Source organism: sulfur-oxidizing endosymbiont of Gigantopelta aegis, from assembly GCF_016097415.1.
Taxonomy (GTDB): Bacteria; Pseudomonadota; Gammaproteobacteria; order GRL18; family GRL18; genus GRL18.
In genome coordinates, this window is sequence record NZ_JAEHGE010000001.1 from 2,165,789 (window position 1) to 2,192,303 (window position 26,515).

General features: G+C 42.0%; 32 protein-coding genes. 25 read left to right on the forward strand and 7 right to left on the reverse strand.

Annotated features, from left to right (window positions below; translation table 11 throughout):
• Positions 1-52 precede the first annotated feature (52 nt).
• Both sucC and sucD read left to right on the forward strand, forming a co-directional pair.
• Positions 53-1,249 carry an ADP-forming succinate--CoA ligase subunit beta gene (sucC, locus tag JEU79_RS10885; RefSeq protein ID WP_198264142.1) on the forward strand — a complete coding sequence of 399 codons (1,197 nt, stop codon included), beginning with the start codon at positions 53-55 and terminating at the stop codon, positions 1,247-1,249.
• Positions 1,249-2,115: a succinate--CoA ligase subunit alpha gene (sucD, locus tag JEU79_RS10890; RefSeq protein WP_198264143.1), complete on the forward strand. Its 867-nt coding sequence runs from the start codon at positions 1,249-1,251 to the stop codon at positions 2,113-2,115. The genes sucC and sucD overlap by 1 nt, the downstream gene beginning before the upstream one ends.
• A 145-nt stretch (positions 2,116-2,260) precedes the next feature.
• Here sucD and nadE read toward each other — a convergent pair whose 3' ends face one another.
• Positions 2,261-3,094: an ammonia-dependent NAD(+) synthetase gene (nadE, locus tag JEU79_RS10895; RefSeq protein ID WP_198264144.1), complete on the reverse strand. Its 834-nt coding sequence runs from the start codon at positions 3,092-3,094 to the stop codon at positions 2,261-2,263.
• Between the two features lie 354 nt (positions 3,095-3,448).
• On the opposite strand from nadE, the gene JEU79_RS10900 reads away from it, so the two are divergent.
• Together JEU79_RS10900 and JEU79_RS10905 are read left to right on the forward strand one after the other, a co-directional pair.
• Complete coding sequence (locus JEU79_RS10900; protein WP_198262526.1) at positions 3,449-4,396, forward strand: IS1595 family transposase; 948 nt, start codon at positions 3,449-3,451, stop codon at positions 4,394-4,396.
• Positions 4,397-4,587: 191 nt separating this feature from the next.
• The gene (locus JEU79_RS10905; RefSeq protein WP_198264145.1) at positions 4,588-4,926 is read left to right on the forward strand and encodes a P-II family nitrogen regulator; all 339 of its coding nucleotides are present in this window, start codon (positions 4,588-4,590) and stop codon (positions 4,924-4,926) included.
• 129 nt (positions 4,927-5,055) lie between these two features.
• Here the strand turns inward: JEU79_RS10905 and JEU79_RS10910 are convergent, their stop codons facing one another.
• The gene (locus JEU79_RS10910; RefSeq protein ID WP_246540169.1) at positions 5,056-5,946 is read right to left on the reverse strand and encodes an outer membrane protein assembly factor BamD; all 891 of its coding nucleotides are present in this window, start codon (positions 5,944-5,946) and stop codon (positions 5,056-5,058) included.
• A 123-nt stretch (positions 5,947-6,069) separates the two neighbouring features.
• Here JEU79_RS10910 and rluD point away from each other — a divergent pair, with 123 nt between their 5' ends.
• The 7 genes from rluD (at position 6,070) to JEU79_RS10945 (ending at position 11,287) form a co-directional block, all read left to right on the forward strand.
• Positions 6,070-7,092 carry a 23S rRNA pseudouridine(1911/1915/1917) synthase RluD gene (rluD, locus tag JEU79_RS10915; RefSeq protein WP_198264146.1) on the forward strand — a complete coding sequence of 341 codons (1,023 nt, stop codon included), beginning with the start codon at positions 6,070-6,072 and terminating at the stop codon, positions 7,090-7,092.
• A 6-nt stretch (positions 7,093-7,098) separates the two neighbouring features.
• Complete coding sequence (gene pgeF / locus JEU79_RS10920; RefSeq protein ID WP_198264147.1) at positions 7,099-7,866, forward strand: peptidoglycan editing factor PgeF; 768 nt, start codon at positions 7,099-7,101, stop codon at positions 7,864-7,866.
• A 192-nt stretch (positions 7,867-8,058) separates the two neighbouring features.
• Positions 8,059-8,580 carry a glycine cleavage system transcriptional repressor gene (locus tag JEU79_RS10925; RefSeq protein ID WP_198264148.1) on the forward strand — a complete coding sequence of 174 codons (522 nt, stop codon included), beginning with the start codon at positions 8,059-8,061 and terminating at the stop codon, positions 8,578-8,580.
• Positions 8,581-8,593: 13 nt separating this feature from the next.
• The gene (gene def / locus JEU79_RS10930) at positions 8,594-9,094 is read left to right on the forward strand and encodes a peptide deformylase (protein WP_198264149.1); all 501 of its coding nucleotides are present in this window, start codon (positions 8,594-8,596) and stop codon (positions 9,092-9,094) included.
• Positions 9,095-9,263: 169 nt separating this feature from the next.
• Entirely contained in the window at positions 9,264-9,983 is a 720-nt protein-coding gene (locus JEU79_RS10935; RefSeq protein WP_198264150.1) for a DUF3581 family protein, read from the forward strand.
• Between the two features lie 257 nt (positions 9,984-10,240).
• Entirely contained in the window at positions 10,241-10,999 is a 759-nt protein-coding gene (locus tag JEU79_RS10940) for an alpha/beta fold hydrolase (protein ID WP_246540171.1), read from the forward strand.
• A 9-nt stretch (positions 11,000-11,008) separates the two neighbouring features.
• Positions 11,009-11,287: a hypothetical protein gene (locus tag JEU79_RS10945; RefSeq protein ID WP_198264152.1), complete on the forward strand. Its 279-nt coding sequence runs from the start codon at positions 11,009-11,011 to the stop codon at positions 11,285-11,287.
• Positions 11,288-11,293: 6 nt separating this feature from the next.
• On the opposite strand, the gene JEU79_RS10950 is transcribed toward JEU79_RS10945, so the two are convergent.
• Positions 11,294-11,575, reverse strand: coding sequence for an FHA domain-containing protein (locus tag JEU79_RS10950; RefSeq protein ID WP_198264153.1), 282 nt, complete (start codon positions 11,573-11,575; stop codon positions 11,294-11,296).
• A 147-nt stretch (positions 11,576-11,722) separates the two neighbouring features.
• Positions 11,723-12,049, reverse strand: a complete 327-nt coding sequence (locus JEU79_RS10955) for a hypothetical protein (protein WP_198264154.1) — start codon at positions 12,047-12,049, stop codon at positions 11,723-11,725.
• Between the two features lie 54 nt (positions 12,050-12,103).
• Here JEU79_RS10955 and tnpA point away from each other — a divergent pair, with 54 nt between their 5' ends.
• The 5 genes from tnpA to tnpC all read left to right on the forward strand — a co-directional run bounded on the left by tnpA (position 12,104) and on the right by tnpC (position 14,385).
• Positions 12,104-12,433, forward strand: coding sequence for an IS66 family insertion sequence element accessory protein TnpA (gene tnpA, locus JEU79_RS10960; RefSeq protein WP_198262442.1), 330 nt, complete (start codon positions 12,104-12,106; stop codon positions 12,431-12,433).
• Between the two features lie 166 nt (positions 12,434-12,599).
• Positions 12,600-12,695 (forward strand): IS66 family insertion sequence element accessory protein TnpB, encoded by a 96-nt coding sequence (tnpB, locus tag JEU79_RS28550; RefSeq protein ID WP_425511173.1) that lies wholly within the window; start codon positions 12,600-12,602, stop codon positions 12,693-12,695.
• Positions 12,695-12,793 (forward strand): IS66 family insertion sequence element accessory protein TnpB, encoded by a 99-nt coding sequence (locus JEU79_RS10970; RefSeq protein WP_198262440.1) that lies wholly within the window; start codon positions 12,695-12,697, stop codon positions 12,791-12,793. Before tnpB ends, JEU79_RS10970 begins: the two co-directional genes overlap by 1 nt.
• A 105-nt stretch (positions 12,794-12,898) precedes the next feature.
• The gene (locus JEU79_RS26345) at positions 12,899-13,159 is read left to right on the forward strand and encodes a hypothetical protein (protein WP_246540176.1); all 261 of its coding nucleotides are present in this window, start codon (positions 12,899-12,901) and stop codon (positions 13,157-13,159) included.
• A 152-nt stretch (positions 13,160-13,311) separates the two neighbouring features.
• Positions 13,312-14,385: an IS66 family transposase gene (tnpC, locus tag JEU79_RS10975; protein ID WP_246540178.1), complete on the forward strand. Its 1,074-nt coding sequence runs from the start codon at positions 13,312-13,314 to the stop codon at positions 14,383-14,385.
• A gap of 4 nt (positions 14,386-14,389) precedes the next feature.
• Here the strand turns inward: tnpC and JEU79_RS10980 are convergent, their stop codons facing one another.
• Both JEU79_RS10980 and JEU79_RS10985 read right to left on the reverse strand, forming a co-directional pair.
• On the reverse strand, positions 14,390-15,121 hold the full coding sequence (locus JEU79_RS10980; protein ID WP_198264155.1) for a hypothetical protein: 732 nt from the start codon (positions 15,119-15,121) through the stop codon (positions 14,390-14,392).
• Between the two features lie 56 nt (positions 15,122-15,177).
• Complete coding sequence (locus JEU79_RS10985; protein WP_198264156.1) at positions 15,178-15,753, reverse strand: superoxide dismutase; 576 nt, start codon at positions 15,751-15,753, stop codon at positions 15,178-15,180.
• Positions 15,754-16,050: 297 nt separating this feature from the next.
• Between JEU79_RS10985 and JEU79_RS10990 the strand changes: the two genes are divergently transcribed.
• The 3 genes from JEU79_RS10990 to grxD all read left to right on the forward strand — a co-directional run bounded on the left by JEU79_RS10990 (position 16,051) and on the right by grxD (position 19,019).
• A complete protein-coding gene (locus tag JEU79_RS10990) occupies positions 16,051-16,521 on the forward strand; it encodes a BON domain-containing protein (RefSeq protein WP_198264157.1) in 471 nt (156 codons plus the stop codon).
• Positions 16,522-16,732: 211 nt separating this feature from the next.
• Positions 16,733-18,535: an N-acetylglutaminylglutamine amidotransferase gene (locus JEU79_RS10995; RefSeq protein ID WP_198264158.1), complete on the forward strand. Its 1,803-nt coding sequence runs from the start codon at positions 16,733-16,735 to the stop codon at positions 18,533-18,535.
• A gap of 145 nt (positions 18,536-18,680) precedes the next feature.
• Positions 18,681-19,019 carry a Grx4 family monothiol glutaredoxin gene (grxD, locus tag JEU79_RS11000; protein WP_198264159.1) on the forward strand — a complete coding sequence of 113 codons (339 nt, stop codon included), beginning with the start codon at positions 18,681-18,683 and terminating at the stop codon, positions 19,017-19,019.
• An 83-nt stretch (positions 19,020-19,102) separates the two neighbouring features.
• On the opposite strand, the gene JEU79_RS11005 is transcribed toward grxD, so the two are convergent.
• Positions 19,103-19,633, reverse strand: coding sequence for a zinc ribbon-containing protein (locus JEU79_RS11005; RefSeq protein WP_198264160.1), 531 nt, complete (start codon positions 19,631-19,633; stop codon positions 19,103-19,105).
• 298 nt (positions 19,634-19,931) lie between these two features.
• Here JEU79_RS11005 and leuS point away from each other — a divergent pair, with 298 nt between their 5' ends.
• From leuS to rsfS, 6 genes are read left to right on the forward strand one after another with little or no spacing between them, the layout of a single operon-like run.
• Positions 19,932-22,409 carry a leucine--tRNA ligase gene (gene leuS, locus JEU79_RS11010; protein ID WP_198264161.1) on the forward strand — a complete coding sequence of 826 codons (2,478 nt, stop codon included), beginning with the start codon at positions 19,932-19,934 and terminating at the stop codon, positions 22,407-22,409.
• A gap of 8 nt (positions 22,410-22,417) precedes the next feature.
• Positions 22,418-22,951, forward strand: a complete 534-nt coding sequence (locus tag JEU79_RS11015; RefSeq protein WP_198264162.1) for an LPS-assembly lipoprotein LptE — start codon at positions 22,418-22,420, stop codon at positions 22,949-22,951.
• A gap of 9 nt (positions 22,952-22,960) precedes the next feature.
• Positions 22,961-24,037 (forward strand): DNA polymerase III subunit delta, encoded by a 1,077-nt coding sequence (gene holA, locus JEU79_RS11020; RefSeq protein ID WP_198264163.1) that lies wholly within the window; start codon positions 22,961-22,963, stop codon positions 24,035-24,037.
• Between the two features lie 42 nt (positions 24,038-24,079).
• Positions 24,080-25,342, forward strand: a complete 1,263-nt coding sequence (locus JEU79_RS11025; protein ID WP_198264164.1) for a glutamate-5-semialdehyde dehydrogenase — start codon at positions 24,080-24,082, stop codon at positions 25,340-25,342.
• Positions 25,323-26,018 carry a nicotinate-nucleotide adenylyltransferase gene (gene nadD / locus JEU79_RS11030; RefSeq protein WP_246540567.1) on the forward strand — a complete coding sequence of 232 codons (696 nt, stop codon included), beginning with the start codon at positions 25,323-25,325 and terminating at the stop codon, positions 26,016-26,018. The genes JEU79_RS11025 and nadD overlap by 20 nt, the downstream gene beginning before the upstream one ends.
• A gap of 59 nt (positions 26,019-26,077) precedes the next feature.
• A complete protein-coding gene (gene rsfS, locus JEU79_RS11035; protein ID WP_198264166.1) occupies positions 26,078-26,455 on the forward strand; it encodes a ribosome silencing factor in 378 nt (125 codons plus the stop codon).
• Positions 26,456-26,515: the final 60 nt, after the last annotated feature.

Here is a 26,515-nt window from a genome sequence, read left to right on the forward strand (position 1 = left end):
CGGCACTTAGGTCTGCTTTTAATAAGAAACACAATAATATGGATGAAATATCATGAATTTACATGAGTATCAGGCAAAACAGGTTTTTTCTGACTATGGTATTCCTGTCCCCGAAAACCGCACAATAAACTCAGTGGATGAAATTGAGCAGGCGGTGAGTGAATTAGGTGGCAATGAATGGATGGTGAAAGTGCAGGTACATGCTGGCGGTCGAGGCAAGGCCGGTGGTGTTATCAAAGCCCATTCGATAGACGAAATCAAAGCCTTTGCAGAAAAAATGCTGGGTACTCAATTAGTCACTTTTCAAACCGATGCTCAGGGTCAACCAGTCAATACATTGATGATTGAAGTTCCCAGCTCCATTGCTCGGGAGCTTTATTTGGGTGCTTTGGTTGATCGTGGCTCTAAGCGAGTGACGATGATGGCCTCTGAAGCGGGGGGCATGAATATCGAAGAAGTGGCTGCCAATACACCAGAAAAAATCATTACCCTATCAATTGATCCGGTCAATGGCCTGATGCCTAATCAGGTGCGTGAGGCAGGCTTCGCCATGCACTTATCGCCACAGCAACAAAAAGGTTTAATGAAAGTCATGCAAGGTGTGTATCGAATCTTTATGGATAAAGATGCCTCTCAAGTGGAAATTAATCCATTGGTTGTCACAGAGGATAATGGTTCGGGTGGTGAAGTGGTTGCTCTGGATGCCAAAATCTCTCTGGATGACAATGCCCTCTATCGTCATAAAGATATGCAGGCATTTCGTGATCCCTCACAAGAAGATGATAAAGAAAATCGTGCCAAAGAATTTGAATTGAATTATGTACCCTTGGATGGTGATATTGGCTGTATGGTCAATGGTGCAGGTTTGGCAATGGCAACCATGGATATCATCAAAAACAATGGCGGTGATCCGGCCAACTTTTTAGATGTGGGCGGTGGTGTTACTAAAGAACGTGTCGCAGAAGCCTTAAAACTGATCCTCTCTGATCCCAATGTTAAAGCCATATTAATTAATATTTTTGGTGGTATTGTCCGTTGTGACTTAATTGCTGAAGGGATTATTGCAGCCGCTAAAGAAGTGACACTCAGCGTGCCGGTTGTAGTGCGTCTTGAAGGCACGAATGTTGAGCTGGGGCGTGAATTACTGGAACAGAGTGGTTTGGATATTATTTCCCGAGGTGACTTTACTGAAGCGGCGGTTGAAGTGGTAAAGGCTGCTTCAGCCAACAAGAGCGAGGAAAATGCATAATGTCTATCCTAATTAATAAATCAACTCGCGTTATTTGTCAGGGCTTTACCGGTCAGCAAGGTACTTTCCACTCCGAACAGGCTATTGCTTATGGAACCAATCTGGTTGGTGGCGTAACACCGGGCAAAGGTGGTCAGATGCACTTGGAGAGGCCGGTGTTTAATACCGTGAAAGAGGCGGTGCAGCAAACTGCTGCCAATGCCACAATGATCTATGTGCCTGCACCTTTTGCTGCGGATGCCATTTTAGAAGCGGCTAACGCTGGAATTAAAGTCATTGCCTGCATCACAGAAGGTATTCCTGTACTTGATATGTTGAAAGTGAAAGCAGGCTTGCCCGATGATGTGTATTTAATCGGCCCTAATTGTCCGGGCTTGATTACCCCAGATGAATGTAAAATTGGTATTATGCCGGGTTCAATTCATCTTAAAGGTAAAATCGGTATTGTTTCCCGCTCAGGCACTTTAACTTATGAAGCCGTTCATCAAACCACAATAACTGGTCTAGGGCAAAGTACCTGTATTGGTATCGGTGGTGATCCTATTCATGGTATGAATTTTATCGATTGCTTGGCCTTGTTTGAGCAAGATCCACAAACCGAAGGTATCATTATGGTTGGTGAAATTGGTGGTACCGCAGAGGAAGAAGCCGCTGAATATATCAAGCAAAATGTGACCAAGCCAGTCGTCGCTTATATCGCTGGCGTCACCGCACCTAAGGGCAAACGCATGGGACATGCGGGGGCAATTATTGCGGGTGGTAAAGGTACTGCAGAAGAAAAATTCAAAGCCCTTGAAGCCGCTGGGGTGAGTATTACTCGTTCACCGGCAGAAATGGGCAAGGCAATGTTGGCATTAATGGAGTGAGTTATAATTTGTAGGGTGGGCATGGCTTTATCTGCCCACACGGGCTCAATAGCTTGTATTCATACTTTCAGTGTGGGGCACAAAAGCGTGCCCACCCTACGATCACAATTATCAAATCAGTCTAGAATAAACGGCTGGACATTAATTATCCATAAATCGTCGGAATTGCTTGGCGCTTATGTTGCGTGTTGGTATAGATTTGTATGATTTTCTTTTTAATTTCTGCATTAATCTCTTTGCCTTCAAGAAAGTCATCAATTTGATCATATTTGATACCCAACGCTAATTCATCTGCTTTAGAAGGGGTGTGACACTCTGAATCGGCGGTTGGTGTTTTATTAATCAGTTGTAGCGGTGCGCCCAATGTTTGAGCTATTTGTCTTATCTGGCGTTTATTGAGGCCAAATAATGGGGCTAGATCACAAGCGCCATCACCATATTTTGTGTAAAACCCGGTGACATTTTCAGCAGAATGGTCGGTACCAATGACTAAGCCACCTAAAATTCCTGCAATTTCAAATTGAATGATCATACGTGTGCGAGCCTTAACATTGCCCTTGGCAAAATCAATGGCAAATTCAGATTGTGTTAATAAGCCTTGTTCTTCAAGCGCACTTAAGGACTCACGATGAATTTCATCCGCGCCTGGTTTAACATTAACGGCTAAACTTTTGTCAGGCTTAATAAAGGCCAACGATGTTTGGGCATCGACTTCATCTGCTTGCACGCCATAAGGTAAGCGAACCGCAATAAATTGATAGTTGGCATCAGTTTCCTGTTCATTAAGCTGTGTCACTGCAAGTTGCGCTAAACGACCACAAGTGGTTGAGTCGATACCGCCACTGATACCTAGAATAAGGTGTTTGAGTCCTGATTGTTTGAGTTGCGTTTGAATAAATGTAATACGTCGCTGGATCTCAAATTCAGCATCAATTTCAGGTAATACTTTCATGTCATCAATAATTGTTTGGGCATCCAAAAGCCGGCTCTCCTTGTTATACTAAATTAGTTAGTGCCCATCCGTAAATAGGTTTTTTTATATAAAGAACCGTAGGGTGGGCATGGCTTTATCTGCCCACGCTGACTCAAGCGCTTATTATGTACACTTTCAGCGTGGGCACAAAAAGCGTGCCCACCCTACGGTCAAAATTATCAAATAATTTTAGAATAAACGGATGGACACTCGTTATACAATTTATTGCAAAAAGTTTCATAAAACTTTTCATAAAACTTCTTGATTACCCACAAAGCTCCGCCATATTTCGATAATTATACTATAATTATACTATAATTATACTATAATTAAAGTATAGATTATGTGTGGAGTAGAATGATGTCAAAAAATAAAATTCAGTTTCAAGAAGGTTATAGTTTATTTGAGCTTTTTAATGATTATGGCACTGACAAACAGTGCCGACAAGCCTTATTTAAATGGAAATTTCCTGATGGATTTGTTTGCCCAGAGTGTGGCAATAAGACTTATTGCACTCTAGAACATCGCCATCTTTATCAGTGCCACCATTGTCATCATCAGACATCAGCAACCTGTGGGACAATATTTGATAGTACCAAACTGCCTTTATCTAAGTGGTTTTTAGCGATTCATCTTATGACTCAATTGAAGACAGCGGTTTCAGCATTAGAATTAAAGAGACAGCTTAAGGTAAGCTACAATACAGCCTGGAGTATGAAACAAAAGATCATGCAGGTTATGAAAGAACGTGATGACAGTAAACCTTTATCAGGCATCATTCAAATTGATGATGCCTACTGGGGTGGTGAGCACAGAGGCGGCTCCAGAGGTCGTGGTTCAGAAAATAAAACACCGTTCGTTGCAGCCGTTTCTACTAATGAAGATGGACACCCGATTGCAATGAATTTAAATGTGCTTAAAGGGTTTAAATCCAGTGAAATAAAACGATGGGCACAAACTCATTTAACACCTGGAAGTACTGTTTACTCAGATGGGTTAAATTGTTTTCCTGCGGTTAAAGAAGCTGACTGTAAGCATGTTCCAATCGTCACGGGTGGTGGTGCGGCAAGTGTTGATAAAATTGAGTTTATCTGGGTTAACACTATGATAGGTAATATTAAAAACTCTATGAAGGGAAGCTATCATTCCATTAACTCAAAACATTTACCTCGGTATCTTGCTGAATTTTGTTATCGGTTTAATAGACGCTTTAACTTAAAAGACATGATGCCAAGGTTTTTATGCGTGGCGATGAAAACGCCACCTATGAATGGAAAGCTCCTAAAAATGGCGGAGCTTTATGGGTAATCAAGTAAAACTTTTCATAAAACTTTTCATAAAACAAAGTTTATCATTGCCAGCTAATGTTTGACTAGCCAAATTTGCAGACTTAGGGGACTTCTATCTCTATCCAAGGCTGTTTAATTGATGTAATATACTGACATAATAATTTTGAATCCTTGTTCATAATCAACAAGGTGTTATAAGGAATAATAAAAATGAAAAAAATTGAAGCGATTATTAAGCCATTTAAACTGGATGATGTACGTGAAGCATTGTCTGAGCTCGGTGTGACAGGCATGACATCGACAGAAGTAAAGGGCTTTGGTCGTCAAAAGGGACATACTGAGCTTTATCGTGGCGCGGAATATGTGATTGATTTTTTGCCTAAGGTGAAGCTGGAAATTGTTGTGCAGGAAGATATGCTTGAGCGTGCTGTGGAAGCGATTACAGAATCTGCACGTACTGGAAAAATTGGTGATGGCAAAATTTTTGTGACTGCAATTGAAAAAGTGATTCGCATTCGTACCGGTGAAACTGATAACGATGCTATTTAACGCCTTTATCCCTGAAGCTAAGCTTTCTCTCTGAGAATATTCTCTGAGAGAACAGTTAAATACAAAAAAGGCCGCTATTGATAGCGGCCTTTTTTATGGGTACAAATAAATTTTCAGGAGGGAACGGTCTTATTCTGATGGCTTCATCCAGTCAGGAATACCTGGAATAACCCCTTCTTCTTCATAAAATACTTGCTCATGGAATTTATGGGCATTGGCATTATAAACTCGTTGTGTATCTTGAGCCAGGCGCGGCTGATCTAATTCTGTATAGGCTTTTACCATGAGCAATAATGCTTCACTCACTGCCGGTGTGCGTTGATAATGCTCTACAACATAAGAGGCGCGATCCACCGCAGCAATATAGGCACCACGTCTCATATAATAGTTAGCAACGTGCAACTCATGCTTGGCGACCTTATTTCTCAGGTAACGCATCCGTAAGATGGCATCAGCAGCATATTTACTATTAGGGAACTTACTGCTTAATTCACTGAAATAATTAAAAGACTCCAGTGATGAATTGGGATCACGCTTAGATTCATCCTGAGGGAATAAAAACTCAAAAACGCTCTTTCGGGCAGGGAAAGTAATTAAACCTCGTAAATAATACGCATAATCAACATTGGCATGACGTGGGTGCAACTTAATAAAACGATCAGCGGCAGCAATCGCTGACTCAGGCTCATCAAATTTATAATACGCATAGGCTGTTTCTAATTGCGCTTGCTGGGCATAAGCACCATGCGGATAGCGGGCTTCGAGGGTTTCATAAAGCTCGATGGCCGTTTTGTACTCGCCATCGGCTAGATTAGCCTTTGCCTCAGCATACAGTTTGCTGGCAGACCAACTTTTGGTTTTATCTGTTTCTTCAGGCAACCAAGACTTGATCATTGAACAGCCACTGCTAAATACGCTGAGCATAATGAGTAAAATTAATAGACGAATACGGCTTGACGGTGCATTAAAAAGAACTTGATAGATGCCCTTGGACATATCGGTCACTTTTTGCTGAAACATAAGCGTTTGAAATATTCCTTGAAACATAAGTCGAAGTAATTCCTGATAATCAATATTTTAAAATCGCCTAGTATACTGGTTTTATGTCTAAATATCACCAAGAAATAGGTTATACTTACACAGATGAAAATAGAACAAAATACCCCCACTATAGAAAAAAATGTGGAACAAGGCATAGAACAAAGAGAATTTGAAATTCCAGAGGATGCCTATGGGCAACGTCTGGATCAAGTGGTGGCAAAATTACTGCCTGAATTTTCCCGTTCTCGATTACAACAATGGATCAAACAAGGAAAAATTCTCCTTAATGGAGAAGAATGCAAGTCCAAAACCAAAGTGCTTGGTGGTGAAGCACTGCGGGTGACTATCGAGCAAGAACAGCAAGGCGAATGGCTTGCTGAGGAAATTCCTTTAGACATTATTTATGAAGATCAAAGTATTCTGGTGCTCAACAAGCCCATTGGCATGGTCGTGCATCCAGCGGCGGGCAACCACACCGGTACGCTGTTAAACGCCTTACTGCATCATTGTCCCGAACTGATCAATGTCCCTCGAGCAGGCATAGTGCATCGACTGGATAAAGACACTTCGGGCTTACTGGTTATCGCTAAAACCCTGCAAGCCCAGACACATTTAGTTAAACAATTACAAAATCGCGCCTTTGAGCGAGAATACGAAGCCATTGTTCAGGGTGAAATGATCAGTGGTGGTACGGTCGAAGCGGCAATTGGACGTCATCCTGTCAATCGCGTCAAAATGGCTGTCATGAACAATCCCGGATTCAGTGTCAGCAAAGGCAAAGAAGCCATTACTCACTACCGCATAAAAGAACGTTATCGAGGTTATACCTGTTTGCAAGTGAAGCTGGAAACCGGACGTACGCATCAAATTCGTGTGCACATGGCGCATTTGACCTTTCCAGTGGTGGGCGATCAGGTTTATGCAGGACGTTTGAGATTACCCCGTGATTGCAATGCTGAATTTAAACAATTTTTAAACCATTTCAAGCGTCAAGCCTTACATGCCCGTCGGCTCGGATTAATTCATCCTGATAGTGGTGAAGAAATGAGCTGGGAAGTTGAAATACCTGACGATATGCAATTGTTGAAGCGCTTATTGAATGAATATACTCAATTGGCAGAGTAAGCTCGCATGGCCGATAAAATACCCCAAATCCTTGTTGCCTGGGATGTGCCCAACAATATAAAAACACTGGTGACAACCCGACAGGGTGGTTGTAGCCAAACGCCTTTTGATAGCTTTAATCTAGCTGAGCATGTCGGTGATGACAATGCTGACGTGCAGGAAAATCGGCAAAAACTCAATGAAAATCTTCCATCTGCACCCATCTGGCTCAATCAGGTGCACAGCAATGTTGTCGTGGAAGCTCAGTCTACAGATACTCTTATTAATGCAGATGGCAGTTATACCAGCCAAAGTAAAGTTGTATCAGTGGTAATGACAGCCGATTGTTTGCCGGTTTTAATCACTAATCGGCAGGGTAGTGCTGTGGCCGCAGTTCATGCCGGTTGGCGAGGCTTAGCTAGCGGCATCATTGAACAAGGCGTAAAAGAAATTATTGCCACAAGTCAATGTCAGGCAAACGATATTCGAGTATGGTTAGGCCCAGCAATTGGAGCTGCGGCGTTTGAAGTGGGTGATGAGGTCAAACAAATTTTTCTTCAACAGGTCGCTCCTACTGAGCAAAGTGACGTTTCGGCCTGTTTTATAGCCTCACAGAATCAACATAAATGGCTGGCGGATATTTACCAACTCGCACGACTAAGACTCGCTTCGATTGGCGTTGAAAATTGTTCTGGTGGTACTTATTGTACCTATGAAGATGATGAATTGTTTTATTCTTATCGACGCGATGGACAAACGGGGCGTATGGCTAGCATGATCTGGATGAATTCATGATAAGTTTCAATGGTCTAAAGAGTCTTCGGAACTGAACAATAGAGAGGATAGCCCAAACCTGCTTTAGATGTAGGATGTGGTGAGGTACGAACCGCATCAATGGCTTTAAGCTGATGCGGTTCGTACCTCACCACATCCTACAAATGCAAATATAAATTGGTTTGTTTGAGCTGTCCAAATAGAGGATAAAAAATGAGTGAATGGAAAATGCTGACACTAGTGGGTCAGGATAAGCCCGGTATTGTGGCAAAAATAACCACCGCCTTATTTGAAGCCGGGGCTCAATTAGGAGAGGCTTCAATGATGCGCTTGGGGGGCAATTTTACCATTATGTTAATGGTTAAAACTGAGCAATCTATCGTTCAGCTAAATGACGACATTGAATCAGTCGCTAAGGCCATGCAATTGAGTTGTTATTTTCAGGATATAGAAGCCAGTCTGCACCAACATGCCATCCCAGATACCTGCGTAACGGTTTATGGTGCTGATCGAGCGGGAATTGTGTCCAAGGTGACGAGTCACTTGTTAGACGCCGGTTTCAATATCATGGATTTGGATTCAGATGTTGCCGGTGATGAAGCTGAACCAATCTATGTGATGCATATCGAAGGTGTTACTGCCAACGGAACAGATGCTTTAGAACAGGCGATGGAAGCAATAAAAATGCAGGGTGTGCATATTGATGTCACTGCTATTGATGTCATGATCGTTTAAATCGGGAATAAATATGGCAATATTGGATATTTTAAAATACCCGGATGAGCGACTTAAACAAGTATCAGAAATGGTAGAGTCTTTTGATGACGAACTCACCACCTTTCTTGGTGACTTAGAAGAAACCATGCGTGCCGGACCGGGTGGTGTGGGCATTGCGGCTGCTCAAGTAGGCTATTTCAAACGCATTGCCATTGTTGATGTGTCATCTAAGCCTAAGATTAAACACAATGGTTGTATGGTTTTAATTAACCCGGAAATAAAAACCTGGGATGGTATGAAGGTCGGTCGTGAAGGCTGTATGTCTGTGCCTGATTATACCGGTAATGTAATTCGTGCAGAAAAAATTACCCTGCAAGCATATAATGCACAAGGTCAAATGTTGGATTTTGCATGTGAAGGCTACGAAGCACGAGCGGTACAGCATGAGCTCGATCACCTGGACGGCCTATTGTTTTTGGATCGTCTGGTGAGTCGTCGTACTGATTTATTTAAACGTAAAAAGTATAAATAATGCCAACACAGTGATGTACTCGCTATCAGAATCAAGCATTTTAATGTTAAAATGAGCGGTTTAATGCCTCCTTTTAGCAGTATATCTATGATACTTGGATATATCAGGGAAGATGACGATAAAACTTTCATCAGTCACAATTATATTTATGGCGGTAACCACAAACACAATGAATATCGAAAATTATTACAATATTGATGCCCAAGGGCAGATTGTTAGCTTTACTCGTGAGCAGGCCAGTTCATTTGCAAAAGGCATAGCAGGCGATTTCAATCCCATCCATGATGAAGACCATCGTCGTTTCTGTGTGCCGGGTGACTTATTATTCTCTGTTTTTTTAGCACACTATGGTGTGAGTCAGCGCATGAAGTTCGAATTTTCCGGTATGGTTGTCGATAGTACTCAATTAATTTTTCCAGCTCAGTTATCCAGTCACATGAGCTTGTCTGATGCCAATGAAAAAAACTATATGGACATTGAAGTCTCAGGTGATAATTCTAAAGAGGCTGAATTTATCTCGATGCTATCAGAGAAATACGTGCAGTTTTCCAGCAAAACATTTCCTCATATATTAGTGCCTCTAATGGAACAGGAAAAGGTGATGATTAATCCATCACGGCCTTTGGTTATTTACAAGAGCATGGAAATCACCTTAGACAAATTATCCGGCAAGCAAATAGAATTATCCTTAAAAGAAGCTTCGTTGACCAACAAAGGCAAAAAAGGTGAAGTACGCCTGGAGTTTGCTATTTTATCCGCGGGTGAAGAAATTGGTCATGGTGCCAAAAACTTATTGCTCAGTGGTTTACGTGAATACGATGCGAGCCAGCTAGATGATGTGATAGCGACTTATACGCAGAGAAAATCCGAATTTTTGGCTGTAGCATAAGGGCTGACTGGCGCTTAGTTGCAATTTTGTAGGATGTGGTGAGTGCAACGAACCGCATCAAGAACATCTGTTTAAAGACATTGATGCGGTTCGTTTCTCACCACATCCTACGTCTGAAATGTAAAGCAGGTTTGAGTTGTTCCCTTGTTATAAATCTCTAGTTACAATGCTTAGTTTAACGCTTAGTTACAAAAGATAGACCGCTAACCATGAACTTACATGCGAGTAAATATCCGCGCTCGGATAATGACATAGCTTTGCCAGCAACAGCTCCCATAATTATTTTACATGGTTTATTTGGCAGCAATCGCAATTGGCACCCCATTGCTCGTTCCCTCTCAGAGCATCACACCGTTTATACGCTGGATTTGCGCAATCATGGTAAATCACCTCATTCGGATATAATGGATTATCCTTCAATGGCGGATGATGTACTGGCATTTATTGAAAATAAAATAACCCGGCAAGAAATAACTGCACCGGTTAATATTATTGGCCATAGTATGGGGGGCAAGGTTGCTATGTGGCTGGCCTTAAATCATCCTGAGTTGGTGCAAAAATTAGTGGTGGTTGATATTGCGCCGGTGACTTATCAACATGATTTTTCCGATGTTTTGGCGGCCTTTAATGCCGTACCGCTGACAACAATTCAATCTCGTCAGGAAGCGGATGAGTATTTATCTCAAGCGATCAGTCAGGTTGATTTAAGACAGTTCTTATTACAAAACCTACAGTTTAAAGGCGGGCAATATCGCTGGCGTTTGAACCTGCAAAGTATTCAACATTCAATTGCTAACATTACCGCTTTTCCTGATACACAAGGGCTACAGCCTTTCCTCCGTCGAGTGTTATTCGTCGGTGGTGGGCAGTCAGACTACATCAATAAAAGCAATCGGCAACTGACCAGAGCCCTTTTCCCCAAAGCATCGTTTTCGATGATAAAGTCCGCAGGTCATTGGCTACATGCTGAGCAACCAGAAATATTCAAAGCACTGATTGAGCCTTATTTTGAGTAAGTTATAGCGATGAAGCCGGATAGAAAACAGGCTATGAAACACTTGATTCAGCAGGTGAGAACGGCGATGCCGTTTGATTTGCCAGAGGCTAATTTATGTTCAGGGAAATGTAATGGTTGTTCACAAAAATTATTGGAATACCTAGATAGTGAATTAGAAAATTGGGAATATCGCTTAAAGGCAGATGAAACGCCGGATTTTGGAGATATACAGCGTATTGCTAAAACCAGCAAAAAAATCCATAAAGTGCTGGAGAGGAATGGGCTTTTGGATGGAAATGAAACTTAATGAATGCTATGAATAAAAAGTCGCATTTACACCAGCAAAATTAATGACATCACCATCGGTTAGTTTTACATGAAATATTTTTTTACCATTAATGTAAGTGCCATTTGAGCTTCGTAAGTCGGTAAGAAAATAATTCTTTTCAAAGTTAAGATGAGCATGATGATTAGAAACCGAGGCATTACTGATAATAATGTCATTATCGTCACGTCGTCCAATGGATGTGCGAGCATTTTCTAAATCGAAATCAGTGTATCGATTATCTTCCAATTGTACTCTTAAAAGTGCCACGACTATATTCCCTTTCCTTTTAGCTAATAGGATATTTTTAACCTAAACTATTCATAATCTATTATATATATTTAGTACAGCTTAATTTTACTAAAATAGTGTAAGAATACGAAATTTTTCCTGTCAGATTTGGCTTACTTTGGCCATTTAATTTATCTGAAAAGTCGCTTTACCCTGAGGTTTTTCATTAGCTTGTCCCTTTTCGGGTGTTTTTTCAATTTCTAAGTGGCTGGTATCAGGAATTGCAACTGCATCGACTTTAATTCCCAAACCCTTAAGGCTACCTTCTTGTGCCTCAGACATGGACAAGTCAGAAATATCGGGAATTTCAATGGCCTCGATAGTCGCTGAAAGTTCAGATAAGGGGGCATCATCCAGAGCGTGGATATCCAGTGTACTAATATCAGGCAATTCAACCGCTGTGACGAGTTTGCTGAATTCTTCGTAAGCGCTTAACCATCTAGCGTTATTCAAAAAATATCTCCCCTGCCTCATAATCAATCCATCGATTAATTATGAGGCACATCAATGAAACCAGAAACCCAAGCCAACTCAAAACAATTTTGGCAAGACCACGTTAATCAATGGAATGAAAACAGTATCAGCCAGGCATCCTATTGTCAGGAACATGGGCTACCCATCAAACGTTTTGGCTATTACAAGCGTAAGTTGCTGGGTGCAACAACGCAAACCAGTGCGATGACAAAGGGGAATGGTTTTATTCAACTATCTTCCCCGACACACTATTCAGCCCGCACCTCAGCATTAATTGTAGAATTACCCAATCAGCTACGCATTGAAGGGGTGACTGCCGATAATGTACAGCTGGTAAAACAATTAGCAGGATTGTTCCAATGAAGTCAGCCATACTTCCATCACTCAGCCTGCCACAGGTGTATCTCTATCTGAAGCCTGTTGATTTTCGTAAAAGTTTTATTGGCCTCAGTGCCATTGTTGAATGTGAATTAGGTCATAATCCTTTGCAGGCCATCTGTATGCCTTTACCAATCGTCAGCGTAATAAAATTAAATGCCTCTTCTGGGATAATACCGGTTTTGTACTCTATTACAAAAGTCTCTCAGAAGAAAAGTTCAATGGCCAAAGGGTGAAGATGACCTGATGAATATCACCGGACAACAAATCAACTGGCTATTAGACGGCTATGATATCAGTGTCATGAAACCGCATAAGAAATTGCATTATGAGTCTGTATTTTAAGTACTTTTAGTCTATTTTTTGTTATAATAAAGCCATGCAAAACAAGGCTGAATCCACAAAAACGACTCTATATTTTCCGCTTTTTCACACGCGGACAAGAATGAATTGTTGAGTGTCATTGAACAGAAAAACCACCGTATAAAAATACTGGAAGAAGCCCTTCGTCTGGCTCGTAGTAAACGCTTTGCACCCAGCAGTGAAAAAGTGATGGTCAGGAACGCTTATTTGATGAAGCTGAGCAGGCGGCTGACGATGAGGGGCTCCCTGAACCTAAAACCACTTCGCCTAAGAAGAAAGAAAAACAGGCAGGAAGCCTTTCTCAAAGACTATTCCAAGAGTCCCTGTCTTCATCGATCTGACAGATGAAGAAAAAGCCGGTGCCATTGAGGTTTTTACACTAAAGTCAGAGAAGAGCTGGATATCATTCCAGCTAAAGTCCAAATACTGGAATACTTCCAGGAAAAGCCGTCTTTGCAGGCACCAATGACACAGACAGTCGTTCAATGAAAGCTGCGGTCATGCCAAAACATCCATTACCTAAATCAATGGGCAGTATTCACCTGATGGCACACATCATTATCTCAAAATATGCCGATGGTTTGCCTCTGTATCGAATGGAAGGCATATTATCACGCTATGGCGGCGATATAACCCGAGCCACCATGGCCAATTGGGCTATTAAACTGGCTCATCAGTTCCAGCCGCTCATCAACCTCATGCGAGAACATCAACTGTCGGGTGACATCATCCAAATGGATGAAACGGTGCTCAAAGTATTAAAAGAGCCGGGACTCAGTGCTCATTCGAACAAATACATGTGGGTCAGTCGTGGCGGGCCACCTGGACAACCCAGTGTGCTGTTTGAATACGATCCTTCTCGTAAGAAGGAAGTACCACTGCGCCTGCTTGATGGCTTTAGCGGCTATCTGCAAACCGATGGCTATGCCGGTTACAATGCCGTGTGTGCACAAAATAATGCCACATCGGTCGGCTGCTGGGATCACACTCGCCGTAAATTCAAAGATTCTCAGACGGCACAACCAAAGAAAAAGAGCAATCAAAAGCCTACAAAAGCCGATGTGGCACTGGCCCATATCAATAAGCTGTATTTAATTGAGCGTGAGATAAAAGAAGCCAGTGTTAATGAAAAATTTAAGGTTCGTCAGAAACAGAGCCTGCCGCTTCTTGAGAAAATAAGAACATGGGTCGATAACACCCTGGGCAAAGTGCCGAACGACAGCTTGACAGGAAAAGCACTCACCTATATTAATAATCAATGGCCTAAGCTGACTGTTTATTGTGAAGATGGTCGGTTGAATATCAGTAATGTGCTGGCAGAAAATGCTATCCGTCCATTCTGCGTGGGTAGAAAGGCCTGGTTATTTTCAGATACGCCAAAGGGTGCACATGCCAGTGCAGTTCATTATAGTTTTATTGAAACCGCTAAGGCCAATGATATTGAGCCATATACGTATATGGTCTATGTATTAACCCAATTACCTTATGCGGATACGGTTGAAAAGCTGGAAGCATTGCTTCCCTGGAATTTTAAAAAATCAGAATTGGAAAAGGTAAAGAACGCTGTTCGTTAAGCGCTTACAATTCTTCTAAACTACCGGTATTCGCTTCGCCCATTGATAAGTCATCAATATCAGGTAATTCCACGGCTTCAACTGCAGGGGCAAATTCTTCCAGAGAACCACTTTGGGCTTCGGACATGCTCAGATGACTGGTGTCAGGAATACTTTTTATTGGCGGGTTTTCACTATTTTTTTCACTATTTTCTTCATTATGATTACTGCCAATAGGAGCGAGTTGTAAGCCACTAATGTTCGGTGTAGATTTGTCCGGTGTAGCTTTGACCGGTATAGATTGATCCTTTGCAGGCTCATTCTGTGTTGATTCAGTGACTGGTTTTAAATTATCACTTTTTTCCTGTTCAGCTAATGTTTTAGGCTGATTGTAGCCTATCAGTGAAGCTAATCCCGGACTTAAACCTTTCTGTTCGTTATTTGAAGTAATAGCAGGGCTTGTTTCTGGAGTCGATTTATTGAGTGTTTCTTTTTGAGGAGCGGTGGTTTCTGAATCAAGCTTAACGGCTTTAACCTTAACGGCTTTAGCAATGGCTCCAGCTTTTTTTAATACCGTGAGGTATTTCTTTGCTGCTTCAGTATCGAGATTTTTTTTAATGACAATGGGCTTGCCAGAGAAGAGTGCGGCTGTTTTCGCTGCATCAGCTTTGAATAAGCGAGCAACATTATCTTTGACTTCATCGAGTGAAGCACCGTCGATAATTTTACCTTGAAAAATAAGGTTGTAATATGCCATAGTTTTACCAGTAAAAATGTTAGAAACTGATATAACTATAGCATATCAATCAGGAATTACAGGTTGCTGTTCACAAAATCCCAGTTAACCAGATTCCAGAATGCTGCAACATAGTTAGGACGTGCATTACGGTAATCGATGTAATAAGCATGTTCCCAAACGTCACACGTCATTAATGGTGTGACACCATCAGTCAGAGGACAACCGGCATTTGAAGTCTTAACGATTTCAATTGCGCCTTCGCTGTTTTTCACTAACCAAGTCCAACCAGAACCGAAGTTAGTGACACAAGCTGCTGAGAACTCTTCTTTGAACTTGTCAAAAGAGCCAAAAGTAGAGTTAATGGCATCAGCGATTGCGCCAGTTGCTTCACCACCACCATTTGGGCTTAGGCAGTTCCAGTAGAAAGTGTGGTTCCAAACTTGAGCAGCATTATTGAAAATGCCTGCATCTGATTTCTTGATGATTTCTTCTAGAGACATGTTTTCAAAATCAGTACCAGCGACTAAGTTGTTTAGGTTAACAACATAAGTGTTGTGGTGCTTACCATAATGATATTCGAGTGTTTCTTCAGAAATATGAGGGGCAAGTGCATCTTTTTCAAAAGGTAGAGCTGGTAATTCAAATGTCATTTTATGACTCCATGTTAGTTATTTGTTATACACATTTTGCCTATCGATAGTCGATTGTGTGCAAAAGGTATCAAAGTTTTTGCTACTAGGGTGTAGTGATTGTCGCAGTATAAACTATTTTTCATTATAATAACACACTAAAATAGTCAGGTATTAAAAATTATTGCATTTGCATTCTTTTCAGTACTGCAATTAAGGTACAATGGGGGTTCAAAATATAAATATCAATTGATTGTTTTTAATTTTACTTAAAAACAGACGTAACATAAGTCCCAATCACTAAATTAGGAATAAAACATGGCAATAATGAAGAAAAAAATTATTATAAATTCATTGATGGCAGTGACAATTGTTACATTGACCGCCTGTACGACAGTAAGAGATACCACTGATTGGATTCCTGGTGTTGATAGTAATGAAGAGAAGCAAGTCGAAGCGAAGCTGGAAGCTAAAGAAGCACAAGCTAAGGAGCGTCAGGCTTATGAAGATAAAGCTGCTTTTGCACCGACACGTACCGCATCGGAGGCAGATGCCAAGATCAGTGTCACCATTGGCAATGAACTGTCTCAGGCGGAAATGATAAACCGTGAAGATATTGGTATTGAAGTCAATGCGGGTGTGGTGACTTTAACGGGCAATGTGAATTCGGATGAAAGTGCGGTGAGTGCTATTTCGATAGCCAAAAGCACCCGGGGTGTGTCACGAGTGGTTTCTAAGCTCTTGGTGGTTAAAGTGCGGGTAAAGGTTGAAGAACCCGTCGCGGAGTAGTAGCTCAACAATAGAAAAAAAATAACTATTCAGCCGATTAAAAATATCAATAGAGTATCGGGTTGAATAGCTTGTCTTTGTAGGGTTTTGAAAATAGGGATATTTTCATAAAGCGTCACATGGATGTGCTCGAGCGCCCCTGTAAAGACAAGCTATTTAACCTAGTACGGGAAAAATATTGAACGGTTACGATAAAAAATAGGTTTTAATTATGTGTGGCATCTGTGGTGATTATCATTTTGACGGTTCAAAACCCAATTTAGATGTACTCGATAGTATGTTGCAGAAATTGGAGCGTCGTGGGCCGGATAATGTCGGTGTGTTTCATGAAGGGCCGATGGCGCTGGGACATCGAAGGCTGTCGATTATTGATCTGTCTGAGCGTTCTAACCAGCCTATGGTGGATAATGATCTACAATTAGCGCTGGTGTTTAATGGCACGATTTATAATTATCCTGAGTTACGTAAAGAGCTGATCAGCAAGGGCTATCAATTCTTTTCTGACGGTGATTCAGAAGTTATATTGAAAGCCTATGCTCATTGGGGCGAGCAGTGTGTAGAACACCTGCATGGCATGTTTGCCTTTGCCATTGTTGACCTACGAGATTACAGCCTATTTGTTGCCCGTGATCGCATGGGTATAAAACCACTTTACTATAGTTTGGATGATAACCGCTTTGTTTTTGCCTCAAATATGCAGGCGCTATTGGCGGCTGGGCATATCAATACCGGGATCAATCCCGTGGGGTTGCACCATCAATTAACTCTACATGCGGTGATTCCTGCGCCGGACACTATTTTTGACGGGGTAAAAAAACTGGCCCCGGGTACGACGATTAAGATAGATGCCAATGGCGGGATGTCTTATCATCGTTATTGGCATTTGAAGGCCAATCGCGATCCACAAAAAGCATCGTGGAGTGAGGCAGACTGGACGGAAGCCATTCATGATAGCTTGATGAATGCAGTAAAAAAACGCATTTCTATTGCTGATGTACCGGTCGGGGTGTTGCTGTCTGGCGGTTTGGATTCGAGTTTGTTAGTGGCATTATTAGCCGAAGCCGGAGTACAGGATTTACGCACTTTTTCCATTGGTTTTAATGATATTGGTGATGAACAGGGCAGTGAATTTGAGTTTAGCGATCAAGTCGTGGAACGCTATGGCACTCGTCATCATAAGTACATGATCCCCAATCATGCCGTCTTAGACCGCTTGCCCGAAGCGATTAGGCACATGTCTGAGCCTATGGTAGGACAGGATGCGGTGGCTTTTTACTTGTTGTCAGAAAAAGTCTCTCAAGAAGTTAAAGTGGTACAAAGTGGTCAGGGTGCTGATGAAGTATTTGCGGGTTATTTCTGGTATCCACAAATGGCTGAGGCGGCGAGAAAAGATCCCGATGGCAGTGATTTAGATCATTTTGCCCCCTATTATTTTGATCGCCATCATGATGAGTTTTTACAGGCAGTGACACAGCGCTATCATGGTAAGGATCATACCAGTGAATTGGTGAATAATTTACTCACCGCACCCTATGCCGATGATTTTTTGGATAAAGTTTTACGCATGGATACCACTACCCTGATTGTCGATGATCCTGTTAAACGGGTGGACAATATGACCATGGCCTGGGGCTTGGAAGCGCGAGTGCCATTTTTGGATCATGAATTGGTTGAATTGGCTGCACAAATGCCGAATCATTATAAAATTGGCCAGCATGGCGGTAAGCACGTACTTAAATCCATTTCTCGCGGCAGAATCCCTGATGCCGTTATTGATCGCCCTAAGGGTTACTTTCCTATGCCGGCATTGAAATATGTCCGGGGTGAATTTCTTGATATGATGTCGGATGTACTCAATTCTCAGGCCTGTAAAGAACGGGGTGTCTTTGAGCCAGCTTATATTCAGCGCTTATTAAAAAATCCTGAAGCAGAAGAAAACATGACTCGCCTCAAAGGCAGTAAGCTCTGGCACATGGCCTTGCTGGAAATGTGGTTACAAACCCATATTGGCTAATTTAATAGAGAGTGCAAATAGGGCTTGAAAAAATAAAGCCTAATCCTTATATTAGAAATAACTTATTAAATTAGTCAACTTTGTATATTTCTAATAATAGAAAGATAAACTAAAAATTATAAACAAAAAAATTGAGGTTAAACCTATGGACGTTATGCAACGCATTGATGATGCTGTAAAAAGTAATTCGATTGTTATTTTTATGAAAGGTACTCCAAAAATGCCTTCTTGTGGTTTTTCAGCTCGCGCAGCAGAAGCCCTGATGAATACGGGTGTTGAGTTCTCTTATGTGAATATTTTGACCGACCCGGAAATTTTTGAAAACTTACCCCGTTATGCGGATTGGCCGACTTTTCCACAAATTTATATCAACCACGAACTAACCGGTGGTGGCGATATCATTCTAGAAATGTTCCAAAATGGACAACTAAAGACTGTTTGTGAAGAAGCCGTTGCTGCGGATGCAGCTAAAGCTGAGTCTTAAGTTTCGTTCAAAATGTACTGCTGAAAACGGATGATTCGGGAGTCGGGTGAGCCTTGCGGGGGCATGTCAAGGCCATCCATGGCTCACTCATCTCCAACACGTTTAAATTGCGTATGACTACAAGCAGAGCAGGGTGGAATTCGTCCCGGCTTGTGAAAATGTAATTCCTTACCACAATTCTTACACACTAAAGTACCGATACTTGTCACTTCACCGGTATGCCACTCATTTCCTGCTTCCTTTAAATGCTCGAGTTCTTCGCGAGTTTTATCTGCCATATTGGAAAAAACAGCGAGTAAATTTTCCTCTACCCGTTGCATGTCAAATTCAAACCATTCCTTAAAATTCTGATTTTTAACTTCCATTTTACTGGCGGCATCATGCAAATCACGTTGCACATAGCGTGAAATTAGGTCAATTTCCTCTTTAGTCCAACGCTTGAGATCGACTAAAAATTCTTCCGTATCTTTAATGCCATTAACGATCATCGGACCTGCTTCAGCATCGGCCTTGTCTGACCATTCCGCCAGCTTATCCAACATGGTGTTATAACCATCGACCAGCTTATCGGTGACATCATCAAAATTGTTTTTTTGATTATTATCCGGGCTCATGTGCTTATCCTTTTAGGCTCTATTTTATAATATTAAAACCACTGAGTGTGTTGTAAAGTATCACGGGTATATTCATACACTCAGCAGTGAGCAAATTGTTTCTTATAATAACTTTCTTCTAATATAAGTATAGCTGAAAATGCACTTACTTGAACTAAAAATAATGGTACAATTCACAACTATTTTTGTAATAAGCTCAGAGTCTTAATAATCCTAAAATAATCAGTAGGTTCAACTGATTTTTTTAGGATAATAGACTCATGGGCATAATTAAACTGAGATCCAGGAACCATAATCAATGAGTCAGGCGTATAACCCAGAGCAGATAGAGCAAGCAGCACAACGCTATTGGGAAGAAAACAGATGTTTTAATGTCACCGAAGATGAGAGCAAAGAAAAATACTACTGTCTCTCTATGTTCCCTTATCCCAGTGGTCAATTACACATGGGTCATGTGCGCAACTATTCTATCGGTGATGTCTTGTCTCGTTTTATGCGTATGCAGGGCAAAAACGTATTACAACCTATGGGCTGGGATGCCTTTGGCTTACCGGCTGAAAATGCTGCCATGAAGCATAAAGTGGCACCGGGTAAATGGACCAAAGAAAACATTGCCTATATGCGTGAGCAACTTAAACGCCTGGGCTTTGGTTATGACTGGGAACGTGAAATTGCAACCTGTGATCCCGAATACTATCGCTGGGAACAATGGTTATTTACCCGCCTGTTCGAAAAAGGTGTGGTCTACAAAAAAAATGCCATCGTCAACTGGGATCCGGTTGATCAAACTGTTTTAGCCAATGAGCAAGTCATTAATGGCCGTGGCTGGCGTTCAGATGCCTTAGTTGAACGCAAAGAAATTCCTCAATGGTTTTTGAAAATCACTGACTATGCTGAAGAACTCTTGCAGGGGCTTGACCAATTGGATGGCTGGCCTGAGCAAGTACGTACCATGCAAAAGAACTGGATTGGTCGCTCAGAAGGGGCTGAAATTTCATTTGCTGTGGTCGGTTCAGATGCTGGTTCAGAAAATATAATGAAAGTTTTCACGACTCGCCCGGATACCCTAATGGGGGTAACGTATGTGGCGGTCGCAGCAGAACATCCTCTGAGTCTGCAAATGGCAGAGAACAATGCCGAATTACAGGCATTTATTGCCGAAGCCAAGGTCATGTCAACCGCAGAGGCGGACATGGAAACCATGGAAAAGAAAGGCATGGATATTGGCCTAAAAGTGATTCATCCTATCAGCGGTGAAGAAATTCCCGTTTATACAGCCAATTTTGTTTTAATGGGCTATGGTGAAGGCGCAGTTATGTCCGTACCGGCACATGATCAGCGTGATTATGAATTTGCCAAAAAATATGCTTTAGCCATCAAGCAAGTAATAGCGCCTGTTGACGACAATATCGAATATGATTTATCAGCTCAGGCCTTTACCGATAAGGGGGTATTATTAAATTCAGGTCAATTTGATGGTCTGACTTCCCTTGAAGCAATGGTGAAAATTCCTGCTGAGTTGGAAAAAATAGGCAAGGGTAATACCCGAGTACAATACCGCTTGCGTGACTGGGGCGTATCCCGTCAGCGCTATTGGGGCACACCTATTCCCATTATTAATTGCCCTGATTGTGGTTCATTGCCCGTACCTGAAGCAGACTTACCGGTTAAATTGCCCTTAGATGTCGTCATTACCGGTGATGGTTCACCTATCAAGAGTATGCCGGAATTTTATCAATGTCAGTGCCCAAAATGTGGCGCTGATGCGGAACGTGAAACCGATACCTTTGATACCTTTATGGAATCTTCCTGGTATTATGCGCGTTATTGCTCGCCGGGTAATGATACCGCTATGCTGGATGACCGAGCTAAATACTGGGGGCCGGTGGATCAATATGTGGGTGGCATTGAACATGCGATTTTACACTTATTATATTCCCGCTTCTTTCATAAATTAATGCGTGATGAAGGCTTGGTCGATGGTGATGAGCCATTTAAAAATTTATTGACTCAGGGCATGGTGCTTAAAGACGGCGCAAAAATGTCCAAGTCAAAAGGTAATACTGTTGATCCTCAAGGCATTATTGAGCAATATGGTGCAGATACTGCCCGCTTATTTATGATGTATGCCGCACCGCCGGAACAGTCTTTAGAGTGGTCAGATAGTGGTGTTGAAGGGCAGTTTAAATTTTTAAAACGACTTTGGAAAACAGTCACTGATCATCTTGATAATGGTGCGGTTGTAGCATTGGATGTGGCTCAATTAGACAAAGACAGTAAAAAGTTACGCCATAAATTACACCAGACGATCAGTGCTGTAGAGGATGATATCGGTCGTCGCCATACCTTTAATACGGCTATTGCCAAGGTACGTGAACTGATCAATATGATGGATAAAATATCCGCTAATCTGGATAAGTCTGAGCAGGGCCGAGCTTTGAAACATAATGTTTTGGAACATGTGTTATTAATGCTCTCACCTATTGTGCCACATATCTGTCATCAATTATGGCAACAGATGGGACATGATACCGCTATCGTGAATGAACGCTGGCCGACTGTTGATGAAAGCGCATTGGTGGAAGATTCAATCCAATATATCGTTCAGGTCAATGGTAAATTGAGAGATAAATTAGAAGTCTCAGCAGATACTGATAAAGCCAGCATTGAAAAATTGGCATTGGCGACCGCAGGTGCGATGCGCAATGTGGAAGGTAAAACCATACGAAAAGTAATAGTTGTGCCAGGTAAACTGGTCAATATCGTTGCAAACTAGGAAGCATGATGAAACAAACAAAAAATATGAATGCACAAAATAACCATCGTTTTAGAGCCCACTTTAAACTTTTAAGTTTGATTTTACTCCTGAGCATAGTCTCAGGCTGTGGTTTTCAGTTACGCGGCAACATTGTGTTACCCCCCCTATATAAGCATGTACATGTTGTGACTCAAGGGAATGATGATGTGGGTGAAGCTTTGAGTAAGGCATTAACCAATGTGGGTAGCGTTATTGTGCCTTCGCCTGCAGCTGCAACATCAGTAGTAACCGTATTATCCAGTGGCACACAGCGAAGAGCGATCAATGTGGCGGGCAATACTATTCGTGAATACGAATTACAATTAAATATATCCTTTGTGGTACAGGATGGCAAAGGCGTGCAATTAGCGGATCAACAAACCGTTAGCGTGGTACGAAACTTCCAGAATGATCCTAATAATGTCTTGGGCAAGGATAATGAAGAAAAATTGATCCGTAAAGAGATGATGGGACCTGCGATTATTCAAGTGTTGCGTCGTATGAAAGCCATTGCTCAATAATTTTAAAGCATGCAAATCAAACCCGATCAACTGCGCAATGATTTAAAAAACAGGCAACTGCCGGTTTATCTTGTTTGTGGTGACGAACCACTACAGCATAAAGAAGCAGTGGATATGTTGCGCAAGGCGGCCAAATATTATGGCTATGATGATCGGGAAGTGTATACCGCAGATGCCAGTTTTGACTGGAATACCTTATTGATTTCGGCCAATGAACTGTCTCTTTTTTCCAGCAAAAAAATCATAGAATTACACTTGCCTACCGGCAAGCCAGCGGATAAAGGCCTGGCCTTTATTGAATATTGTAATAATTTACCACCTGATATTATTCTCTTTATTTTTGCCGGGAAAATTGAATCTGCGACCAAAAAAAGCAAGTGGTTTAAAGCCGTTGATGCGGTGGCGGGTGTGGTTCAGGTTTGGCCGATTGATGGCCAACAATTGAATCAATGGCTACAACGTCGCTTGCAAGGTAAAGGCTTATTATTAGCAAGTGATGCTGTGCAGCTGATCAATGATCGCGTTGAAGGTAATTTGCTGGCGGCTGATCAGGAGATTGAGAAACTCAGTTTATTGTATCCTGCCCGTGTCACTGAAGCGGGTGAAAAAAATAGACAGATGATAAATCTGGACTATGAGCAAGTGTCAGAAGCGGTATTTGATAGTGCTCGTTATAATTTATTCGATTTATTTGACTGTACCCTCTCCGGTGATTTAACCCGCGCTTCGCGTATGTTGACCGGTCTGCAACGAGAGGGGCTATCGATAATTCTAATTATGTCATTGTTTACTCGCGAAGTGCGACTATTGGCAAAAATGTCGGCAGTGCTTGGGGGTAATAATGGCGCTAATAATATGAACCCTGGTCATTCCGATGTCGAGCGAGCAATGCAAGGCGTGTATATTTTTCCTAAGCGTAAATCACTCATTGCTCAGGCACTGAGAAATACCCGACCGCAATTGTGGCAAAACTTGCTGAAACAACTATTACAGGCCGATAAAATGGCCAAAGGTGCTTTACCTGGTGACCCATGGGATTTAATGCAGTTGATTTTGGGACGGGTTGCAGGTAAAACGTACTTATAAGCAACACTTTTTATTATATCGTTTTTAATATGGTTACAGACTATGGACATTAAGCAATACATGGCTCAATTGGGTCAACAGGCACGTCAGGCCTCTAGAGCATTGGTGAAAGCCAATAGCAATACCAAAAATGCAGCATTGTTAGCCATTGCAGATTTGCTCGAATCTTCCATGACCACCTTACTGGCAGAAAATGCTAAAGATTTAGCCAAGGGCAAAGAAAAAGGTCTGGATGATGCCTTATTGGATCGTTTGGCACTGAATGAAGAGCGGGTTCAGGGCATGGCAGAAGGCCTGCGTCAAATTGCGGCATTACCTGATCCGGTGGGCGAAATTTCAGACATGACCTATAAGCCATCGGGTTTGCAAATTGGCAAAATGCGAGTGCCTTTGGGCGTGATCGGTATTATTTATGAATCCCGTCCTAATGTGACCGCAGATGCCGCTGCGCTCTGCCTAAAATCGGGCAATGCGGCCATCTTGCGTGGTGGTTCAGAAGCCATGTTTTCTAATCAGGCGATTGCTGCTTGCATTAAACAAGGTCTGGAACAAGCGGGCTTACCTGTCGATGTGGTACAAGTGGTTGAAACCACTGATCGCGATGCAGTGGGTGAACTCATTACCATGCCTGAGTATGTGGATGTCATTGTCCCCCGTGGTGGCAAGGGTTTGATTGAGCGCATTAGTGGCAATGCTAAAGTACCAGTGATCAAGCATCTACATGGTATCTGTCATGTTTATATTGATGGCAAGGCCGATAGAAGCAAGGCAATCAATGTGGCTTATAATGCCAAAACACATCGTTATGGTGTCTGTAATGCCATGGAAACTTTGTTACTTGATAGTACCATCGTTGCTGATATTTTGCCTGAGTTAGCTCAAAAATATATCGATAAGGGCGTGGAATTACGCTGTTGCGAACGCAGTGCCGCTGCAATCAGCGATTTAAAAACCGTGCCTGTCACCGAAGAAGATTGGGATACAGAATACTTATCAGCTATCCTATCCATTCGTGTTGTGGATGGCATTGATGCTGCGATGGAGCATATTTTTCAGCACAGTTCCGGTCATACGGAAGCGATTATTACCGAAGACTTTGGCCGTGCTCGCCGCTTTCTGGCAGAAGTCGATTCCAGTTCAGTGATGGTCAATGCCTCAACACGTTTTGCCGATGGTTTTGAGTATGGCTTGGGCGCTGAGATAGGTATCAGCACCGATAAGATCCATGTTCGAGGCCCAGTAGGACTTGAAGGTCTGACTTCGCAGAAATACATTGTTTTGGGTGATGGTCATATCAGGCAATAATCGACCAATAGTCAAGCAAAGGCCTATTGGGATCTATGGCGGTAGCTTTGATCCCATTCACTATGGGCATTTGAGACCGAACTTGGAATTGTGTGAAAGATTGGACTTGGCGCAGGTACGTTTTATCCCTGCCTTTCAGTCACCCCATAAAGATTCACCACAAATCCCCCTTGAGCAACGCCTTGAGATGGTGGCTCAGGCGATTAAGGATGAACCGCGATTTGTCCTGGATGAACGGGAAATTCAACGGGGTGGTGCTTCCTATACCATTGATACCCTGAAAAGTTTACGTCAGGATTATCCTGAGCGTCCCTTGTGTTTATTAATGGGCATGGATGCTTTTGCGGGCATTGATCAATGGCATCAATGGCAAGCTATTTTGGATTATGCGCATATTATAGTGAGTCATCGACCCTCAATGTGTGCAGATAGGCATGATAAACTAATATTTTCAGCGACAGTCGAACGGTTTTATCAGGCGCATAAAGCTGATGAGAACAATATTAATGACAGCATTGGCCAGTGTTTATCTGGTACGATTCATCTGGAACCGGTGACACAATTAGCTATTTCAGCAACAGATATTCGTAATAGGCTAAAAAATAAGCAATCTATACGTTATTTAATGCCGGAAGCCGTCATAAATCTGATAAAATACTACGATCTATATACTTAAATTAGAAGCTTTAATATACAAACTTTAATATACAAACTTTAAAAGGTAACTGAATTTCAATGAACTTAGATGAATTGAAAGCATTGGCAGTCAATGCAGTCGAAGATTTAAAAGCATTTGATGTCAATGTTGTTGATGTCCATGGTCGAAGTAGTGTGACCGACGTACTGGTCTTTGCTAGTGGGCGTTCCGATCGTCAGGTTAAATCCATCGCCAATAGTGTTGTTCTGGCAGCCAAAGATGCTGACATTGCACCCCTAGGTGTAGAAGGCATGAATAGTGGCGATTGGGTGCTGGTGGACTTGGGCGATGTTGTCGTTCATGTCATGTTACCTCAGGTAAGAGATTATTACGGCATCGAACGTATGTGGGATGTAGACAATCCTGATTATGATGATGGCACGGGGAGTTTTTCTGAAGGCCCGAATAACGACTAACTTGTTAGGATATACCCATGATACTTGAAAATGCAGGCTACGCCCTGAAAGAAGTGCCCT

Bases quoted from the DNA above. Each gene is read 5' to 3' on its own strand.
- holA (WP_198264163.1), top strand. From the start codon at position 22,961: ATGCAAATCAAACCCGATCAACTGCGCAATGATTTAAAAAACAGGCAA.
- def (WP_198264149.1), top strand. From the start codon at position 8,594: ATGGCAATATTGGATATTTTAAAATACCCGGATGAGCGACTTAAACAA.
- rluD (WP_198264146.1), top strand. From the start codon at position 6,070: ATGAAAATAGAACAAAATACCCCCACTATAGAAAAAAATGTGGAACAA.
- sucD (WP_198264143.1), top strand. From the start codon at position 1,249: ATGTCTATCCTAATTAATAAATCAACTCGCGTTATTTGTCAGGGCTTT.
- tnpC (WP_246540178.1), top strand. From the start codon at position 13,312: ATGCCAAAACATCCATTACCTAAATCAATGGGCAGTATTCACCTGATG.
- JEU79_RS11015 (WP_198264162.1), top strand. From the start codon at position 22,418: ATGAAACAAACAAAAAATATGAATGCACAAAATAACCATCGTTTTAGA.
- JEU79_RS10970 (WP_198262440.1), top strand. From the start codon at position 12,695: ATGAATATCACCGGACAACAAATCAACTGGCTATTAGACGGCTATGAT.
- nadD (WP_246540567.1), top strand. From the start codon at position 25,323: ATGGTCATATCAGGCAATAATCGACCAATAGTCAAGCAAAGGCCTATT.
- JEU79_RS10925 (WP_198264148.1), top strand. From the start codon at position 8,059: ATGAGTGAATGGAAAATGCTGACACTAGTGGGTCAGGATAAGCCCGGT.
- leuS (WP_198264161.1), top strand. From the start codon at position 19,932: ATGAGTCAGGCGTATAACCCAGAGCAGATAGAGCAAGCAGCACAACGC.
- JEU79_RS10905 (WP_198264145.1), top strand. From the start codon at position 4,588: ATGAAAAAAATTGAAGCGATTATTAAGCCATTTAAACTGGATGATGTA.
- JEU79_RS10945 (WP_198264152.1), top strand. From the start codon at position 11,009: ATGAAGCCGGATAGAAAACAGGCTATGAAACACTTGATTCAGCAGGTG.
- JEU79_RS10995 (WP_198264158.1), top strand. From the start codon at position 16,733: ATGTGTGGCATCTGTGGTGATTATCATTTTGACGGTTCAAAACCCAAT.
- grxD (WP_198264159.1), top strand. From the start codon at position 18,681: ATGGACGTTATGCAACGCATTGATGATGCTGTAAAAAGTAATTCGATT.
- JEU79_RS11005 (WP_198264160.1), bottom strand. From the start codon at position 19,633: ATGAGCCCGGATAATAATCAAAAAAACAATTTTGATGATGTCACCGAT.
- JEU79_RS10985 (WP_198264156.1), bottom strand. From the start codon at position 15,753: ATGACATTTGAATTACCAGCTCTACCTTTTGAAAAAGATGCACTTGCC.
- pgeF (WP_198264147.1), top strand. From the start codon at position 7,099: ATGGCCGATAAAATACCCCAAATCCTTGTTGCCTGGGATGTGCCCAAC.
- JEU79_RS11025 (WP_198264164.1), top strand. From the start codon at position 24,080: ATGGACATTAAGCAATACATGGCTCAATTGGGTCAACAGGCACGTCAG.
- tnpA (WP_198262442.1), top strand. From the start codon at position 12,104: ATGAAACCAGAAACCCAAGCCAACTCAAAACAATTTTGGCAAGACCAC.
- JEU79_RS10990 (WP_198264157.1), top strand. From the start codon at position 16,051: ATGGCAATAATGAAGAAAAAAATTATTATAAATTCATTGATGGCAGTG.
- JEU79_RS10910 (WP_246540169.1), bottom strand. From the start codon at position 5,946: ATGTTTCAGCAAAAAGTGACCGATATGTCCAAGGGCATCTATCAAGTT.
- rsfS (WP_198264166.1), top strand. From the start codon at position 26,078: ATGAACTTAGATGAATTGAAAGCATTGGCAGTCAATGCAGTCGAAGAT.
- JEU79_RS10980 (WP_198264155.1), bottom strand. From the start codon at position 15,121: ATGGCATATTACAACCTTATTTTTCAAGGTAAAATTATCGACGGTGCT.
- JEU79_RS10900 (WP_198262526.1), top strand. From the start codon at position 3,449: ATGTCAAAAAATAAAATTCAGTTTCAAGAAGGTTATAGTTTATTTGAG.
- JEU79_RS10935 (WP_198264150.1), top strand. From the start codon at position 9,264: ATGAATATCGAAAATTATTACAATATTGATGCCCAAGGGCAGATTGTT.
- sucC (WP_198264142.1), top strand. From the start codon at position 53: ATGAATTTACATGAGTATCAGGCAAAACAGGTTTTTTCTGACTATGGT.